At 69.2% G+C, this 16,623-nt stretch carries 17 protein-coding genes; 4 read left to right on the top strand and 13 right to left on the bottom strand.

Translation table 11 applies throughout. From position 1 onward, the window contains the following. Positions 1-555: 555 nt before the first annotated feature. A complete protein-coding gene (locus ABZ370_RS21415; RefSeq protein WP_358623544.1) occupies positions 556-1,758 on the bottom strand; it encodes a TerD family protein in 1,203 nt (400 codons plus the stop codon). Between the two features lie 51 nt (positions 1,759-1,809). On the opposite strand from ABZ370_RS21415, the gene ABZ370_RS21420 reads away from it, so the two are divergent. Beyond that, the gene (locus ABZ370_RS21420) at positions 1,810-2,754 is read left to right on the top strand and encodes a YwqG family protein (protein WP_358623125.1); all 945 of its coding nucleotides are present in this window, start codon (positions 1,810-1,812) and stop codon (positions 2,752-2,754) included. Between the two features lie 17 nt (positions 2,755-2,771). On the opposite strand, the gene ABZ370_RS21425 is transcribed toward ABZ370_RS21420, so the two are convergent. The 8 genes from ABZ370_RS21425 to ABZ370_RS21460 all read right to left on the bottom strand — a co-directional run bounded on the left by ABZ370_RS21425 (position 2,772) and on the right by ABZ370_RS21460 (position 11,068). Continuing rightward, positions 2,772-3,308, bottom strand: a complete 537-nt coding sequence (locus ABZ370_RS21425; protein WP_358623547.1) for a nitroreductase family protein — start codon at positions 3,306-3,308, stop codon at positions 2,772-2,774. Between the two features lie 184 nt (positions 3,309-3,492). Then, positions 3,493-4,077 carry an O-methyltransferase gene (locus ABZ370_RS21430; protein ID WP_358623128.1) on the bottom strand — a complete coding sequence of 195 codons (585 nt, stop codon included), beginning with the start codon at positions 4,075-4,077 and terminating at the stop codon, positions 3,493-3,495. A gap of 32 nt (positions 4,078-4,109) precedes the next feature. Continuing rightward, the gene (locus ABZ370_RS21435; protein ID WP_358623130.1) at positions 4,110-4,880 is read right to left on the bottom strand and encodes a sulfite exporter TauE/SafE family protein; all 771 of its coding nucleotides are present in this window, start codon (positions 4,878-4,880) and stop codon (positions 4,110-4,112) included. Next, entirely contained in the window at positions 4,877-5,404 is a 528-nt protein-coding gene (locus tag ABZ370_RS21440) for a cupin domain-containing protein (RefSeq protein ID WP_358623133.1), read from the bottom strand. The genes ABZ370_RS21435 and ABZ370_RS21440 overlap by 4 nt, the downstream gene beginning before the upstream one ends. Positions 5,405-5,419: 15 nt before the next feature. After that, positions 5,420-7,228, bottom strand: coding sequence for an FAD/NAD(P)-binding protein (locus ABZ370_RS21445; protein WP_358623135.1), 1,809 nt, complete (start codon positions 7,226-7,228; stop codon positions 5,420-5,422). Continuing rightward, on the bottom strand, positions 7,203-8,405 hold the full coding sequence (locus tag ABZ370_RS21450; protein WP_358623138.1) for a pyridoxal phosphate-dependent aminotransferase: 1,203 nt from the start codon (positions 8,403-8,405) through the stop codon (positions 7,203-7,205). The genes ABZ370_RS21445 and ABZ370_RS21450 overlap by 26 nt, the downstream gene beginning before the upstream one ends. 111 nt (positions 8,406-8,516) lie before the next feature. After that, a complete protein-coding gene (locus ABZ370_RS21455; RefSeq protein ID WP_358623141.1) occupies positions 8,517-9,275 on the bottom strand; it encodes an iron-containing redox enzyme family protein in 759 nt (252 codons plus the stop codon). Between the two features lie 875 nt (positions 9,276-10,150). Next, positions 10,151-11,068 carry a DMT family transporter gene (locus tag ABZ370_RS21460; RefSeq protein ID WP_358623144.1) on the bottom strand — a complete coding sequence of 306 codons (918 nt, stop codon included), beginning with the start codon at positions 11,066-11,068 and terminating at the stop codon, positions 10,151-10,153. Between the two features lie 109 nt (positions 11,069-11,177). Between ABZ370_RS21460 and ABZ370_RS21465 the strand changes: the two genes are divergently transcribed. Then, positions 11,178-11,750 (top strand): helix-turn-helix domain-containing protein, encoded by a 573-nt coding sequence (locus tag ABZ370_RS21465; RefSeq protein WP_358623146.1) that lies wholly within the window; start codon positions 11,178-11,180, stop codon positions 11,748-11,750. Here the strand turns inward: ABZ370_RS21465 and ABZ370_RS21470 are convergent. Continuing rightward, positions 11,747-12,697 (bottom strand): SDR family NAD(P)-dependent oxidoreductase, encoded by a 951-nt coding sequence (locus tag ABZ370_RS21470; RefSeq protein WP_358623148.1) that lies wholly within the window; start codon positions 12,695-12,697, stop codon positions 11,747-11,749. The two genes, ABZ370_RS21465 and ABZ370_RS21470, sit on opposite strands and share 4 nt — an antisense overlap. A gap of 123 nt (positions 12,698-12,820) precedes the next feature. On the opposite strand from ABZ370_RS21470, the gene ABZ370_RS21475 reads away from it, so the two are divergent. Both ABZ370_RS21475 and ABZ370_RS21480 read left to right on the top strand, forming a co-directional pair. Then, positions 12,821-13,393, top strand: coding sequence for a helix-turn-helix domain-containing protein (locus ABZ370_RS21475; protein WP_358623151.1), 573 nt, complete (start codon positions 12,821-12,823; stop codon positions 13,391-13,393). Positions 13,394-13,489: 96 nt separating this feature from the next. After that, the gene (locus ABZ370_RS21480) at positions 13,490-14,368 is read left to right on the top strand and encodes a menaquinone biosynthesis protein (protein ID WP_358623153.1); all 879 of its coding nucleotides are present in this window, start codon (positions 13,490-13,492) and stop codon (positions 14,366-14,368) included. Here ABZ370_RS21480 and ABZ370_RS21485 read toward each other — a convergent pair whose 3' ends face one another. From ABZ370_RS21485 to ABZ370_RS21495, 3 genes are all read right to left on the bottom strand, one after another. After that, entirely contained in the window at positions 14,369-14,638 is a 270-nt protein-coding gene (locus ABZ370_RS21485; RefSeq protein WP_358623156.1) for a hypothetical protein, read from the bottom strand. A gap of 128 nt (positions 14,639-14,766) precedes the next feature. Then, on the bottom strand, positions 14,767-15,534 hold the full coding sequence (locus ABZ370_RS21490; RefSeq protein ID WP_358623550.1) for a glucose 1-dehydrogenase: 768 nt from the start codon (positions 15,532-15,534) through the stop codon (positions 14,767-14,769). Between the two features lie 47 nt (positions 15,535-15,581). Further along, entirely contained in the window at positions 15,582-16,598 is a 1,017-nt protein-coding gene (locus ABZ370_RS21495) for a zinc-dependent alcohol dehydrogenase family protein (protein ID WP_358623158.1), read from the bottom strand. Between the last annotated feature and the right edge of the window lie 25 nt (positions 16,599-16,623).

Raw genomic sequence — 16,623 nt, forward strand, 5'->3', positions numbered from 1 at the left:
CCCGGGGGACACCCCCGGCCCCCGTTCCAGGGCCCCTCGGAGTGCCTGCCCCCAGGCTTGGCGCGCCCTCGGCCCGCCTGGCGGCGGGACGGTCCGGGGTGTGCCCGGGTTGGGGAAGGCACGGGGCACGGGCAAGTCCCAGGCCCGTTGGGTGCGAGTCTGGGCGGGGCTGTCGGAGGGCGGGGTGTCCCCGATTTCGGGGAGGTCGTCGCGTCTCGGCCGCGCGCCGCCAGGCGGGCCGGGTGCGCCCTGGGCCCGGCTGGCGGCGGGCCGTTCGGGGCCGGAGTGTCTCCCGGTTCGGGGTGGAGTCGCGCCGCCCGCCGGGCGCCCCCGGCGCGCTCGGTGCGGGGTTGGCGCGGAGCTGCCGGGGGCGGGGGTGTCCCACGCTTTCGGGAACGGGCGGGGTGGGGGAGGAACCCGCTTCGGCGTGCCGGTTCCGCTTACCGGGTGGCGCCGGGGCAGGCCGGGCGCGCGCTCGGGCCGCGTGGTGGCGCGCCTGTCGGGGGCCGGGGTGTCCCCGGTTTCGGGGAGGGGGAAATTCCGCCCCCGGTCGGCTCAGAGGGCCTTGCCTGCGGGCTTGGCCATTCCTCGGACCGTGCGGGAGTCGACGTACTCGCCCATCGCCGTCATCTCCCACTCACCCGAGAACTGCTTGATCAGCTTCGCCATCATCACGCCCGTCCGGGGCTCGGCGTGGGTGATGTCGAAGCGGACCAGCTCCTCGTCCGTCTGGGCGTCGACCAGGCGGCAGTAAGCCTTGGCCACGTCCGTGAACTTCTGGCCGGAGAAGGAGTTGACCGTGAAGACCAGGCCCGTGACTTCCGAGGGGAGGCCGCCCAGGTGGACGGTGATGGACTCGTCGTCGCCGCCGCCCTCGCCGGTGAGGTTGTCACCGGAGTGCTGGATGGCGCCGTTGAGGATGGCCAGCTTGCCGAAGAAGCACACGTCGATCTTCTTGCGGTCGACGCCGAAGGCGATCACGGAGGCGTCGAGGTCGATGTCCGCACCGCGGAAGGCGGGCTCCCAGCCGAGGCCCATCTTCACCGACGACAGCACCGGGCGGCCGCCCTTGACCAGGGACACGGTCTGGTTCTTCTGGAGGCTCACCCGGCCCTTGTCCAGGTTGATCTTCCCCGTGGAGGGGGGAGTGGTGGGCATGGGCGGGGGGACCTGGGCCGCCGGGCCGGTGGGGGGAGGAGCTTGGGTGACCGGAGGTGCGGCCGGGGGCGCGATCGGGGCGGCAGGTGCGGCAACAGGCGCCGCGGGCTCCTCTACCGATACGCCGAAGTCCGTGGCAATGCCCGACAGCCCATTCGCATAGCCCTGCCCGACCGCCCGTACCTTCCAGGCCCCGCCGCGCCGGTAGACCTCGACGACCACGAGCGCGGTCTCGGCGCCCAGCTGGGGCGGGGTGAACGTGGCGATCACGGCGCCGTCGTCCGCCCCGCGCACGGTGGCGGTCGGCTCGGTGCCCGCGAAGGTGGCGCCGGGGCCGTCCAGGCTCGCGGTCACCACGATCTTGTCGATGTCGGGAGGAACGGCGGCAGTGTCGACGGTGATGGCGTCGCCCCCGCCGCCGGCCCCGGCGCCGTGGGTCACACCGGGGCCGTTGGGCTGGTTGTAGAAGACGAAATCGTCGTCCGAGCGCACCTTGCCGTCGGCGGTGAGCAGCAGGCCCGATACGTCGAGCCGCACGGGCGCGGTGACGTCCACGGCCACGCGCGCGACGGTGAGGGGGAGGTTCGAGCCGGGAGTCATAGCGGTCATGTCCGGGGTAACGAACGTCCCCGCTTTACGGTTCCTTGACCTGTGGGCTTTCTCGACCTGCGCGGGCCCCGCCGCTCGGCCCGCCCCGCCGCCGGTACCGCCCGCCCCGCCCGCCGGTACCGCCCGGCCCGTCTGTTGTCGGTGCCGCCCGTCATGATGGCCCGTATGACCACCGCCGAGCACCCGCTGCACACCCTCGCGCGCACCCACCTCCCCGCCGACCTGGCCGACCGCTGGACCGGGCTGCTGCGCCCCGCCGCGCATCTGCGCGTCGCGGCGGCGGGCGACCCGGTCGTCGGGCAGCTCGGCGGGCTGCCCCGGCTGCCCGACGGCGTCGAGTGGCCGGTGTGGGAGGGCCACGGCCCGCTGCGGTTCGTCGCGTCGGTCGACTGCGCCGCGCTGCCGGTGGCCGGGCTGGACATACCGCTGGCCCCCGACGGCCGGCTCGCCTTCTTCTACTACGGCGACGAGGACGACGACGCCCTGGTCGAGACCGCCGACCCCACCACCTGGGCCGGAGCCCGCGTACTCCACTTCCCGCCCGCGCCCGCCGACGCCCCCGAGCGCCCCGCGCCCGCCGGGCTCACCCCGTACCCGGCCATGCCGCTCACCGTCCGCCTCGGCCCGAGCGCCCCCGACACCGACGCGCCCGCGCTCGGCGGCCTCGACCTCCCGGACGCGTTCAAGCGGGCGCAGTGGGCGTACGAGAGCGGCGCCGCCCACCAGATCGGCGGCCACGCGCAGTCCGTGCAGACCCCCGTGGAGGTCGTGGTCGCACATGGCGCACTGGGCGGCCACGGGGTGTCGTGGGAGGACCCGCGGATCGAGGCGGAGGCGCGGCGCTGGGTGCTCCTGGCCCAGTTCGACTCCGACGAGGACGCCGACCTGATGTGGGGCGACGGCGGCGCCCTGTACTGGCTGATCCGCCCCGACGACCTCGCGGCGGGCCGCTTCGACCGCGCCATGTTCACCTGGCAGTGCTGCTGACGGCGTCGTGGTCCCGTTCAGGTGCGCAGGAACTGCATGCGGTCGGTGACGTCCTCATGGCTCCGGCGGGCCGGTTGTACCGAGACGCCGGGCGTGCCTATGTCCAGGGAGCCCAGGAGCTGTTCGTCCGGACGGACGCCCAACAGGCTCCGAGTGCCCGGGCTTTGGCACAACCGGCCGGTACGCCAGATGCTGCCGAAGCCGCGGGCGTGCAGTAACAGCATCAAGCCGTAGGCGACGTTGCTCGCCGAGGCGAGCTGCTCCCATTCGGGCACCCGGTGCTCCGCCGCCGGGGAGAAGACGAGCACCGCCTTCAGGGGGGCTCGCATGAACTTCTTCTCGACCATGGCCCGTTCCTCGGGCTCCGCCTCGGCGGCGAGGCAGGCGCCGACCGCCTCCAGGTCCGCGTCCCTCAGCAGGATCCAGCGCCATGGGCGCAGTCTGCCGTGGTCGGGGGCCGCGGCCGCTCCCCGCAGCAGGTAGGCGAACTCCTGGTCCGAAGGAGCCGGACCGGAGAGCGTGTGGATGCTACGGCGCGTCAGGATGGCCGTCATGACGTCCAAGGCAGTTACTCCTCAGTGCGGATGGTGAACGAAAGACGGGTCGATACAGCCGATGTGCAGCCGATGCACGGGAGAGCACGGCTCAGAGGAGAGGAGAGGGGCAGACGGCATCGCCGTCCTGGACGAGCAGCCCTCAAGGGCCTTCGGGGCTGCTCGTCGGCGGGCGAGGGACCGGTCACGAGTCCTTGAGGAGCACCAACTCGCCCTTGCCGATGGGCAGCAGGACTCCGGAGAAGTCGTCCGACGCCTCGACCAGCCGGTTGAAGTCCTCCAGCTGGTGGGCGTGGGACACGGCGTTGTCGACCACCAGCAGGCAGCCGTCCGCGAGGATCCGCCGCAGCGAGTCCCACCAGCCGACATACTCCCCGCGGTTACTGTCCAGGAAGACGAAGTCGTACTCGCCGGCCTCGCGCGAGGCGAGGAAACGGCCCGCGTCGTCGGTGATCTGCCGGATCCGGGAATGGAGTCCGGCACGCCGGAAGTTCCGCTCGGCCATCTTCACCTTGTCGTCGGCCCGCTCGACCGTCGTGACCGAACCTTCCGGGCCCACGGCGTCGGCGAGCCACAAGGTCGAGTAGCCGTTGGACGTGCCGATCTCCAGGATGTTCCGCGCCTTGCAGGCTTTGACGAGCAGCGCGAGAAACTTACCGGTGTCGGGCGTGATGTTCAGCATCTTCCGGCTTCGGTCGTCCGTGGCCGAGTCGTTGGCCTCGCCGAATTCCCCCAACTCGCGCAGTAACTCGGCGAAGGCCGGTTCCATAATATTTCCCCTTGTCGATTAATGATCCGGTGTCACTTGGCCAGATTCAGGGCCGTGATGTAGAGGCCAAGGAGTACCAGAGCGGTACAGAGTACCGTATGAAATTTTTCCTCGGGTATGTTGCGGCGGATTCTGTTCCCGATCGACATTCCCAGAAAGGCCGGCGCCAAGGACACCGCGGACATGGCGAGCAGGTTCGCGTCCAGGAGATCCTGGGTGCGCAGCGACCATGCCAGGGAAACCGTCGACAGCGTGAAGAGGATCCCCATGCTCTGGATCAACTGGTCCCGCAGCAGACCGATCGACTGAAGGTAGAAGACACCCGGGACGGCCGACGATCCGGTCATTCCCGTGAGAAATCCGTTGACGGCCCCGAGGGACGCACCCACGGGGTGATTCCACCATTTCCCCCTGATGTTCACCCGCAGTCGGAACAGCCCCAGAATCCCGTAGACGGCGAGCCCGACGCCGAGCAGGGCGGACATCACGTCCGCCTGGAAATAGCTCAGCGTCAGCGCGCCCGACAGGGTGAACAAGGTGGCGGCCAAGAGAAACGGCCAGGTGAGATGGATGATTTTCCGACCGTGGCCGCCGCGCACCGCCTGGAATACATTGGTCAGGAACGTCGGGATGATGATCAGCGCCTTTGCGGGCTGAATACCGATCGTTGCGGTGAGAATCCCGAGGACGACGGGCGGCAGGCCCAGGCCGGTCAACCCCTTGAACAACCCACCTACGAAGAACGTGAGAACGATCAGCACGAAGGTGGTCAGTCGGAACGAGAAAGGGGCGGCGTCGGTCACGACTGGACGGCGGCCCTCGGATGCTCGGCCGCGATACCGCGGTCCACGAAGCAGCGCAGCGCCTGCACCACGTCGGTCTGCTCCTCCGCGGTCAGGACCTCCGGCTTCTCCGACGTGAAGCGGTCGGCGAGCCCGAGAATGTCGTCCTTGCGGTTCTCGATGTATACGTCGGCGTCCGCCACGTGTGTCGCCGTGCGGTCGGCGACCTTCTCCGCGAGTCCTTCGGCGGGCGGCACGAAGTTGATGTCGAACGTGCCGATCTGGAGGAGGACGTACCGCGAGGGCGTTCCGACGGGTGCTCCGTTGACGAACCGGTGCTTGTTGGTGCGGGGCACCTGGAAGACCTGTCCGGGAAGCACGGTGAATACCTCGCCCGCTTCGGGGAGTTCGATGGCGATCTGCCCCCTGGAGCAATACACCATGTCCGACACTTCGTTGTGGAAGTGGTAGGGAACGGCTTCGTGGTCGAGATTGAACACGCTGACCCGTAGGCCGTCCTGATAGTAGAACTCTTTCATTTCCATCGCGCAACTCCCTGTCTAGGTGATGATCAGCCCTGAGTCGTCCGGTACGGTGGTGCGTTGCGGCATTTCGGTCGCGGCGCCGGCCCAGTCGGCGGCGACCTGCTCGGCGGCCTTCACGAAGGCTCTGGCGTAATTGTTTTCGTTCTGCCAGAACCTGACGGGGGAGCCGTACGACGACAGATGCGGCGACGGTCCGGAAAGGCTCCCCACACGCCTCGTCACCCGGTACGTTCCGTGCGGGTCGAGGGCCAGCCCGCCGGTGACGTATCCCGATTCCTCGTGGTGCACGATCTCGCCCCGCCGCAGGAGATTCCGCACCAGTGCCGAAGGGTGGCGTTCCAGGCTGAAATCCTGTGTCTTGGCCCGTACTACGCAGTCGGCCCGCACGCTGGAACGCTCGCCGTCGGCGGTCTCGTACGCGATCACGAATCCGCCGTCCTCGTGCACACTGACCGGTGGCTCCGCGTACCCGTGTTTCACGGTGGACAGAACTCCGGCGTCCATGAGGGCGATCAGTTTCTCCGCGTTCGCCGTCGGCATCGGCACCGCCGTCCGAATGAAGTGCGTGTCGAAAAGGCGGTCGTACACGGCCTTGTCGCCGGGCTCCAGTTCCCGGTAGAAGCACATCCTCCGCGCCTTCAGGACGAGCGTGTAGACGGGATTTCCGTGACGTGAGTCCCGAAGGTCGCTTTCGAGTTTCTCTCTGGCCGAGGAGAACCGGGGATTTTCGACGTCGTGCCACCCCAGCGCCCCATCGGTCGCTCTGCGCAGATCCTTGTCCAACAGGTCCAGAATGGGCTCGATCCTCAACTGCCCCTGGTTTTCGCTCCGGATACCGGCGAGGGCGTCCGGGGTGAGATGGGACAGCTCATGGCCGGTGAGCGGGCCCCGGACGGGGGGAAAGAACCCGGAGCGTGATCCGACGACGATGTGCGGCGGTTCTTCTCCCCCTCCCGACGGCGCCGGCCGGTAGGAGGCGACGTGCCCGTCCGCCGTGTACGTGAACTCGCCCTCATCGCACAGGGTCATGATGGCGTCGATGCCGCTCGGCCCCATCCCCTGGACGTAGACCCGCGGACGCGCACCCGGTGTCCGCCGAGACCGGACACGGCCGGCGACGACGGACCGGAGCCTGCCCGGCGGATAGGGCGCCGAGACGTACCCCGCGTGTTCCGCGAGCGCGTCGTTCTCCGCGGACTGCCAGTGCCCGGTGCTCAGCAGCACCCGGTCGAGTCCGTCCAGGCTGAACTCGCGGCCGGTGCCGAGGTCACGGAGCAGGACGGAGAAGCCGTCCGCTGTCGTCCGCCCGTCGAAGACCTCGTGTCCCGTGTACTGCCGCACTTCGATCCCGTGGTCCCGGGCGACTTTCACGGCGTCCTGGAACCGGTGCTCCAGGTACAGGCCGAACAGGGCCCGCGGATAGAACTCGCCGTCCTCGGGCTTCCAGTCCGTCGGCTCGATCCCGGGGTGGGTCTCCAGGATGAGTTCCGGATGATCGGCGACGAGCCAGGGCTTGCTCTCGGCGAGCCAGTCGACGAAGTCGTTGCCATGGATCCCCATGGTGCTCGCTTCGTTGTTGCACCGGTGTCCGAGTTGGGCGTTGTCCTTGGCGTAGGGGTATCCGGGGCCGTTCACCCGCCCCCGCTCCACCGTGGCGATCGTGATCGCGGAACGGGAGAGCGGGGACAGACGTCCTGGAACGGTCAGCTCCCGGACCAGATGCCACAGCGCGCAGGTACCGGCGAATCCGGTGCCGATGACGCAGTATCTGACAGTTCCTGCCGTGTTGGCTTTCAGCTCAGGGCTCCAGACGGCTGAGGGCACGCCTGATGCGTATGCCGGCTTGGCTCAGGATGGAAGCCGTGCGGCCGCAGTTGATCCGCACGAAGTGGCTGAGGCCCTTGTCCTCGGCGAAGTGGTTGCCGCAGATCGTGGCGACCTTCGCCTCCTCCAGGAGGAACTGGTCGGCCGTGACGTAGCCGTGCTCCTGGTAGGCGTGGGCGTAGCTCGACAGGTCGACGAAGAGGAAGTAACCCCCCTGGGGCGGCCTGACCCGCAGCGCGGGCACGGCCTCCAGTTCGCGGAGCATGGCCTCCAGGTTCGTGCGCGCGGTCCTGGCCCTCGCCGTCGCCACTTCGTCCATCGCCGGCTGGAGCGCGATGTGCGTCGCCACCTGGCCGTAGGTGGACGCGAACGACGTGAGGTTGACCTGTGCCCGGGCGGCGGCCTCGACGATGTCCGTCGGCCCGCACAGATAGCCGATCCGGTCCCCGTGCATGCCGTACGTCTTGCCGGGGCCGGTCACCGTCAGCGTCCACGGCCGCATCGGGGTGAGACTCCCATCGGGGAGTGCGGCCTCGATGGCGGCGAATGTCTTGGCGCGGTCGCCCAGGACATGGGCCTCGTAGGGGCAGTCGAACAGGACGTAGATCGGGCTCGCGCCGTCGGCCTCGCGCCGCAGGTTGTGCCGGGCGACGACCTGTGCCAGCGCGGAGAGTTCCTCCGTCGAGTAGATCTTGCCCGTCGGGTTGATGCAGTCGCCGAGTACAACGATCTTGGTCCGGTCGGAGATCGCCTGCTCGAGCGCCGGCGCCGTCAGCCCGTCCTCGGCCGTGACCAGGACCGTCTTCGGTACGGCCTCGTGCAGCAGCACCATGTCCGAGTAGTGCGGCCAGTTGGGCACCGGGACGACGACCTCGTCGCCCGGGTTCAGCAGGGCGTGGAGCACCACGGAGATGGAACCCTTCACGCCACCGGGCGTCACCAGGATCTCGTTCTCCGGATCGTATGCGATCCCGTGCAGACGGCTCACGCGCGCCGCAATGGATTCCCGCAGAAAGGGAAATCCCTTGATGGGGGCGAACGCGTGGATCACGTCGGATTTCGTCTGGATGAAATTGATCACGCCGCGGTCGATCCGGGGATCGGTGGGCGTGTCGAGAGCGCCTATGCTGAGGTCGATTACTTGGTCTTCCGCGGCGAGCCCGCTGTTCAGCGCCACGAGCTTGGCCGCGGTTCCGTGCGTCGCCGATTCCGGAATGTTCAGAACAGCGCTGGAGATTCCTCGGTTCTTCTGCACAGTTGTGTGGACTGCCTCTCTGGAGCCGCGGACTCAGCTGGTGACGGCCTTGTGCATCGCGTTCCACATCTCCAACTGGACGTCCAGCGTCGCCGTCGCGGCGGCGGCGATGGCAGCCACGTCCGCCTCGCTGTGGCAATTGTTCACCACGCACTTCTTGGCGTCCGCGGCGTGGCGCTCCTCGACTCCCTCGTCGCCCACGTGGACGTTGAAGTAGACCTCGACGTCGTGCACGAACTTGTCCTGCGGGAGGACCTTGTTGGTGTTGCGGAACGCCGTACGGCAGATCTTGAGCATCCGGTCGGCGTGGGACTCCAGCGCCATCGCGACGCCCAGCATGCTGTGGTAGTCGGTGACCAGCAGGTCCAGCGTGCGCCGGCGGTACTCCAGGGTCTCCGGGATGACGAGCTTGTTCTCCCGCGCCTCCTTGACCAGCAGCGGAGCCACCCCGAACTCGACCTGACCGTGCAGGTTGTGGGTGTTCTCCATCAGCACCTCGTGGCAGTGCGCCCGGTTGCCGTCGCCGGTCTCCTCGTTGAGGATGTGCGAGAACAGGACCAGGGTGTCCATGTCGTCGTGGGCCGCCGCCTGGGCGCAGACATGGGCGATGCCCTTCACGGTGCCTTCGGTGCGGTGGTAGAAGTTCGCCCGGTGGAATTCGAACGATTCACCGGTCCAGGGCGTTCCCTCGAGGAGCTTGAAGTACTCGTTTTCGTAGACCGGGTGCCGGTCCAGGTCGTCGATGAGTGAGGTGACCGAGTCGTGGATCGCCGTGCTCGAAAACGTTGTCATTCTCGTTTCCATTCCCGTTTCAGGCGCGATTGACTGGCGTGACGGCCTTGCCGAGCAATGACGCAGGGTGACGCACAGGATCGAGGCGGGGATCGGACCGAATAGAAGGTGAATTCATCCGTCCGCTTTATTGCGGCACTGGATGGGTGGCGCATCCATTCTGCTGTTCGCCGAACTCCCTGCTGATCTGACGCGATCATCGTGTCCCACGGCTCTTTGGCTCCGCAGGACAGGAACCGGCCATTGTCCGGGCAGCTGCCGGATGAGCCGGTGCGTACCGGGAGCCGCGCGGAAAGGCTGACGCGGCTGATCTGCGGGAAGGCATGTTTCCACTGTTTATCAACAACGTAAATCAAGACAGGGACTGCGACGGAATCAGGACAGCGATCACGAGAGCGCCCGCGAGCAGGGAACTCCGCGCGGGCGCGAACGTGTTCTCGGCGAAGGTGGCCGCCCGGGAGCGGTACCGTGCCTCAACTGCGAGTTTCCGCCGTCGTAGGACCGGCGACCGGAGTGTGAGCGGTACGACCGCTGGGCTGGTGGCCGGTCGTCCAGATCGTGTCCTTGCGGTCAATGCGCGAACGGCCATGCGGCAAATACGTGTTCCAGAAGCGCGATGAGCAGGGCGGACAGCGTGGTCTTGTTCCCCGCACCGGGCACCGGCAGTCGCGTCGGTCAGGCCACGCGTACGGCTTTCGACGTACAGATGAACCGGAAGAGTCCGCCAGCGACCGTGCCTGTGGCCGTGGGAGGCATGCGATCCCGCCGTTCCATACGCGCGGGCCGTGCGTGTCGCGGGCGACTGCCCCTTCCGCTTCCCCGGCGGGTGTCCGACACCTCGATCCGGACACAGCCCGGCCCGTCCGGCGGCGCGGTCAGGGGACGACCTCGCGACGGGCCGCTTCCGGTTCCGGAGGGACCCGCGCCGACCGCCCGGGGCAACCCGTGGCGGCCGCCACGCCGAGCACGCACACCGCCATCCCCACCAGCGCCACCACCCCCGGCGCCGTCCCGAACATGGCGTAGGCCCACACCGAGGTCGTCGGCGGCGTGAGGTACATCAGCGCGGAGGTACGGGTGACGCCGCTGCGCCGCATGCTCAGCCAGTAGAAGCCGTAGCCACCCACCGTGGACAGCAGAACCGTCCACGCCACCGCGAACCAGAAGCCGCCGCCGGACGGGGGCGCCGCGTGGCCGCCGACGAGGGCGACCCCGGCGAAGAGCACGGCGCTGACCAGGCAGTGCAGCGGTATCGCGTCGACCGGCGCGAGCGGCGACCGCGCGCGCCGTTCCAGGAAGCTGGCCGCCAGCAGCGCCGCCATGGCCGCGAACGGCAGGCCGTACGCCCAGGGCGTCACGGCCGATGTCCCGTACAGGTCGCCCTGTACGACGAGGGCGACGCCGCCCAGCCCGATCGCGAGCCCTGTCCACTGACGCGCGCTCACTGTTTCGCCGAGCAGCCGCCCGGCCAGGGCTCCGGCGGCCAGTGGTTGCAGGGCGGCGATCAGCGCGGCCGTCCCGGACGGTACGCCGAGTCCGACCGCCCACACGATCCCGCCCAGGTAGCCGCCCTGCGAGAGCGCGCCGATGGCGGTCTGCTCGGAGACGGCGCGGAGGGATACCCGGCGTCGTCGGAAGAGCAGCCGGCCGCCGCCCAGCAGAACCGCCGCCGCGATGAAGCGCCACATCAGCAGCGTGTCGACGGGGGCCTCGCGGGTGCCGAGTTCGGCGCCGATGAAGCCGGAACTCCACATCACGACGAGGCCGATCGACGTGATCGCGGTGACAGGCATGAGACTCCTCCCCCAGGGTTCGCCGGGTATACCGGTCTGTTTAGTCGCTCAGGTACTAGACTAAACAGATCGGTATACCCGTCAAGCCCCGTCGGGAGGCGACCGCACCATGGACACGCTCACCCCCGCTGCCCGCCGCGTCCTCGACGCCGCGAGCGAGCTGTTCTACGGGCAGGGGATCAACGCGGTCGGCGTCGACCTGATCGCCCAGCGCGCCGGAGTCACCAAGAAGACGCTCTACGAGCGCTTCGGGAGCAAGGAAGCGCTGGTCGCCGCGTATCTGCGCGAGCGCGACGAGCGGTGGCGGGCGTGGCTGACCGCCGAAGTCGACAAAGCGCCCCGGCAGGCCCCGCCGGACCGCGTCCTCGCCACCTTCGACGCCCTCGCCGCCTGGATGCGCCGCGAGAATCCGCGCGGCTGCGGCTTCGTCAACGCCGCCGCCGAGCTTCCGGACGACGGCCATCCGGCCCGCCGGGTGGTCGGCGACCAGAAGCGCTGGCTGCGCGGCTACCTGCGGGGCCTGTCCGAGGACGCGGGCGCCGAGGACCCCGACGCCCTCGCCGACGAACTGCTCCTGCTCCACGAGGGCGCCACCGTGCTGTACGGCCTGTCGGTCATCCCCGACCCGGTCGGCGCGGCCCGCCGCATGGCGCGAAGAGTCCTGGAACAGGCCGGGCTCTAGGAGTCGAGCATCGCGGTGGCGACGTCCCACAGCCGCTCGGCGTTGCCCGCGTCGAGCGCGTAGGGCTGCACGCCGCTGTCGGAGCCGGGGCCGGGGTTGTCGTTGATCTCGGCCTCGTTGCAGTCCTCGAAGTAGCGGCCGGTGACGCCTTCGAGCAGCGGGGACGCGGCCGCCAGTACCGAGGTCGCGGCGCCTTCCTCCACGGTCTTCCAGTGGTAGTTGTCGAAGGCTTCCTTGATCTCCGGCGTCATGGTGCCCTCCTGGTGGCGCTGGAGGCCGGTGCGGATGCCGCCGGGCATGACCGCGTTGGCGGTGATCCCGTCGTCGGACCACCGCCCGGCCGCTCCCACGGCCAGCAGCGCGTTCCCGGTCTTCGACTGGCCGTAGGCCGCCCACTCCTCATACGGGCGGCGCTCGAAGTGGATGTCCTCGAAGACGACCGGCGAGAACAGATGGCCGCTGGAGCTGAGGGAGACGACGCGCGCGCCACCGGCCTGGGCCAGTGCGCGGTGGAGGCGGCGGGTCAGGTTGAAGTGGCCGAGGTAGTTGGTGGCGAACTGCAGTTCCCAGCCCTCGGGTGTGCGGCGCAGCTCGGGCAGGGCCATGATCCCGGCGTTGTTGACGAGCATGTGCAACGGGCCCTGCCAGGCGTCGGCGAAGGACGCGACCGAGGCGCGGTCGGTCAACTCCAGCGGCGCGGCGGTCACCTGGGCATTGCCGGTCTTCCCCGCGATCTCCCGGGCGACCCGGTCGCCCGCCTCGACGTTGCGGACGGCGAGGGTGACCTCGGCCCCGGCCCCGGCCAGGGCGCGTGCCGTCTCCACTCCGACGCCGGACGCGCCGCCCGTGACGACCGCGCGCTTGCCGGTCAGGTCGACACCGTCGAGAACCTCGTCCGCCGTCGTATGGAAGCCGTAGGGGGTCGTGAATCGCTCGTGCGTGTTCATGGCGTGGCTCCAGTCATCGTTATCCGGAATCTGTTCCGGTAACGTCAAGCTAAACCGGAATGGATTCCGGTTGCAAGTGTGTACGATCCCAAGTGGAATGGATTCCGGTTCTTGGGAGTGGCTGTGACCGAGGCGACGCCGCGCAGAGCGCGCGCGGACGGGCAGCGCAATCGCGCGCGCCTCCTGGAGGTGGCGCTGCGCCTGTTCGTGGAGCGGGGCCCTGATGTCCCCTTCACCGAGCTGGCCAAGGAGGCCGGGGTCGGCGTCGGCACCGTCTACCGCCACTTTCCGGCCCGTGAGGACCTCATCGAGGCGGCATACCGTTCGGAACTCGACGCGGTCTGTGCCGCGGCCGGGGAACTGCTCGACGAGGTGCCGCCCGGCGACGCCCTGCGTACCTGGATGGACCGCTTCGTCGACTACATGACCACCAAGATCGGTCTGACGGAGGCGATCCGGGCCGTCGTCGTCGCGGGCGGGGACCCGTTCGCGCAGAGCCGCGACCGGCTCGGCGAGGCGATCGGCGCGCTGCTCGCGGCGACCGCCGCGGCGGGAGTCACCCGTCCCGAGATCGGCTCGGACGACGTCCTGGTGTCGCTCAGCGGCATCGCCATGGTCGCCGGTGTACTCGAAGACCAGGCCCAGGTGGGCCGGGTGCTCGACCTCCTGTATCAGGGGCTGCGTACCCGGTCGTAAGACCTCGTCGCGCCCAGCGCCCCGGCTGATGGTTCCCTTCTGCGAGCAGACGCTCTGACTCAATTGAGGCGGACCCTGAAGGACTAGCCTGTGGAAGTGGATATCTCACACGTAGCTCGCGTCCTGCGTGAACCGGAGAAGCGTCCCCGAGTCGGGCACATCCAGTTCCTCAACTGTCTGCCGATTTACTGGGGACTGGCCCGCACCGGCACCTTGCTCGACCTGGAGCTGACCAGGGACACTCCGGACCGGCTGAGCAGTCTGCTGGTCGAGGGGGCCCTGGACATCGGTCCGATCGCCTGCATGGAGTACCTCAGGCATGCCGACGACTTGGTGCTGCTCCCGGACATCGCGGTGGGCAGCGATGGTGCGGTGACCTCCTGCCTGATCGTCAGCCAGGTCCCGCTGCGCGAGTTGGACGGGCGCCGGATCGCCTTGGGTTCCACCTCGCGCTCGTCGGTACGCCTGGCTCGACTTCTGCTGGAGGAGCGGGAAGGGGTCCGCCCGGAGTACTTCACCTGCCCGCCGGACCTGCCGGTGATGATGCGGGACGCGGATGCCGCGGTCGTCATCGGTGACGCCGCGCTACGCGCCTACCTTCACCAGGCCGAGGATCTGGGACTGCTGGTGTACGACCTGGGCGAGATGTGGAAGGCGTGGACTGGTCTGCCGTTCGTCTTCGCGGCCTGGGCCGTCCGCAAGGACTACTTGGAGCAGAACCCCCGCATCGTGCGCGAGGTGCACCGGGCCTTCCTGGAGTCCCGGGACCTCTCGATGACCGAAGTCGACAAGGTGTGCGAGCAGGCCGCCCGGTGGGAGGCGTTCGACGAGCAGGCGTTGCGCCGCTACTACACCGAGGCTCTGGACTTCGCCTTCGGCGAACGCCAGCTGGCGGGTGTTCGCGAGTTCGCCCGCAGGGTTGCTTCGGACTCCGGATTCGATCCTGAACTGGAGATCTCGGTCCTCCAGCCGTAGTCACCGCCTTGGTACGCCATCGGCGGGTCGCGCGGCGGGGCGGGCCCGGCGGCGACCGCCCGGAACCCCGGCCGGGTGACCGTCCTGTTCCGGGCGGGCGGGTCGGAAGCCGGAGGCGGGGCGCGTGGTGTAGTGCTCCTCCAGCCGGGTCAGCTCTTCGGCGCTGAGCTTGAGCTCGGTGGCGGCGACGGCGTCGGTGAGGTGGTGCGGCTTGGTGGTCCCGACGATCGGCGCGGACGATGTCCTGGTGTCGCTCAGCGGCATCGCCATGGTCGCCGGTGTACTCGAAGACCAGGCCCAGGTGGACCGGGTGCTCGACCTCCTGTACCAGGGGCTGCGTACCCGGTCATAAGGCCGCGCTCCAGCGTGCTGTTTCCCATGCCGGGCACTCGTGATGCTCAGTGGGTGGTGTATCCGCCGTCGACGGGCAGCGCGGCGCCGACGACCAGGCTCGCGGCGGGGCTGCACAGCCACAGGACGGCCGCGGCGATCTCGTCGGCCCGGCCCAGTCGCCCGATCGGCTGCTGCTTCATGATCTCGGCCATGGCGTCGGCCTGGCCTTCGAGCATGTCGGCGACCATGGGGGTGTCGATCACGCCGGGGCACACCGCGTTGATCCGGATGCCGTTCGGCGCGTACTCGACGGCGGCACTCTTGGTCAGGCCGATCACCCCGTGCTTGGAGGCGTGGTAGGCGGCGCGTTCGGGCAGGCCCACCAGGCCGCCCAGCGAGGAGCAGTTGACGATGGCGCCGCTGCCCTGCTGCCGCATCTGGCGCAGTTCGTGCTTCTGGGCGGCCCATATACCGCGCAGATTGACGGCGTTGACGTGGTCGAAGTTCTCGGCCGTCTCGTCGGCCGCGTCGCTGGGCGGGGCCTGCACACCGGCGTTGTTGAACGCCATGTCGAGGCGGCCGTACGTCGCGACCGCGCGCTCGACCGTCGCGGCCGCCTGCTCCTCGTCCGTGACGTCGCAGGCGATGCCGATCGCCTGATGACCGGCCGCCGTCAGTTCTTCGGCCGCGCGCTGGACGGCCTTCGCGTCGATGTCGGCGAGGACGACGGCGGCACCGGCTTCGGCGAAGGCCCGGGCGGTGGCCAGGCCCATGCCGGAGGCCGCGCCGGTGACGAGGGCCACCTGGTCATGGAAGTCGTATGTCGGGCTCATGGAGGTGCGGTTCCCCTCGGGTACGTGGACGGTGGCCGGTCGGTATGTCATGGCCGTAGCAGTGTCTTGATGGCGCGGCGCTCGTCCATGGCGCGGTATCCCTCGGCGGCCTCGTCCAGCGACAGCGTCAGGTCGAAGACCTTGCCGGGCTCGATGCGGCCGTTCAGGACGCGGTCGATGAGATCGGGCAGGAAGTGGCGTACCGGGGCGGGGCCGCCGCGCAGGGCGACGTGGGAGAAGAAGAGCTCCTGGCCGTCGATGGCCACGTCGTGCGGGACGCCGACGAAGCCGACGTTGCCGCCGGGGCGGGTGGCCCGCACGGCCTGCCGCATCGACTCCTGGGTGCCCACGCACTCCAGGACGGAGTCGGCGCCGATGCCGCCGGTGAGTTCCTCGATGCGGGCGACGCCCGCATCCCCGCGTTCGGCGACGATGTCGGTGGCGCCGAACTCGGTCGCCAGCTGCTGCCGGGAGGCGTGCCGACTCATCGCGATGATCCGCTCGGCGCCGAGTTCCCGGGCGGCGAGAACGCCGGACAGGCCGACCGCCCCGTCGCCGACCACGACCACCGTGGAGCCGGGCTTCACCTCGGCGGCGACGGCCGCGTACCAGCCGGTGCCCATGACGTCGGAGAGGGTGAGCAGGCTCGGCACGAGCTTCTCGTCGGGCTGCCCGTCCAGGGCGACCAGGGTGCCGTCGGCGAGCGGGATACGGATGTACTCGGCCTGGCAGCCGCCGACGAACTCCTTGTGCGGGCAGGAGGTTTGATAGCCGGTGCGGCACACCGGGCAGGTGTTGTCGGAGGCGAAGAAGGAGCCGATGACGAACTGCCCCGGCTTGATGTCCCGCACCTCGGCGCCGGTCTCCTCGACCACGCCGACGTACTCGTGGCCGATCGGCGTGGGCTGGGCGACCTCGTTGATGCCGCGGTAGTCCCACAGGTCGGAGCCGCACACACAGGCGGCGACGGTCCGGATCACCGCGTCGGTGGGGGCGAGGAGCTTCGGTTCGGGCAGGTTCTCCACCCGGATGTCACCGGGGGCGTGGATCACGGTTGCGCGCATGACTCATTCCAGAGTGAGGGGAGGG

Origin of the sequence: Streptomyces sp. NPDC005962 (genome assembly GCF_040629205.1) — a bacterium.
Classification (GTDB): domain Bacteria; phylum Actinomycetota; class Actinomycetes; order Streptomycetales; family Streptomycetaceae; genus Streptomyces.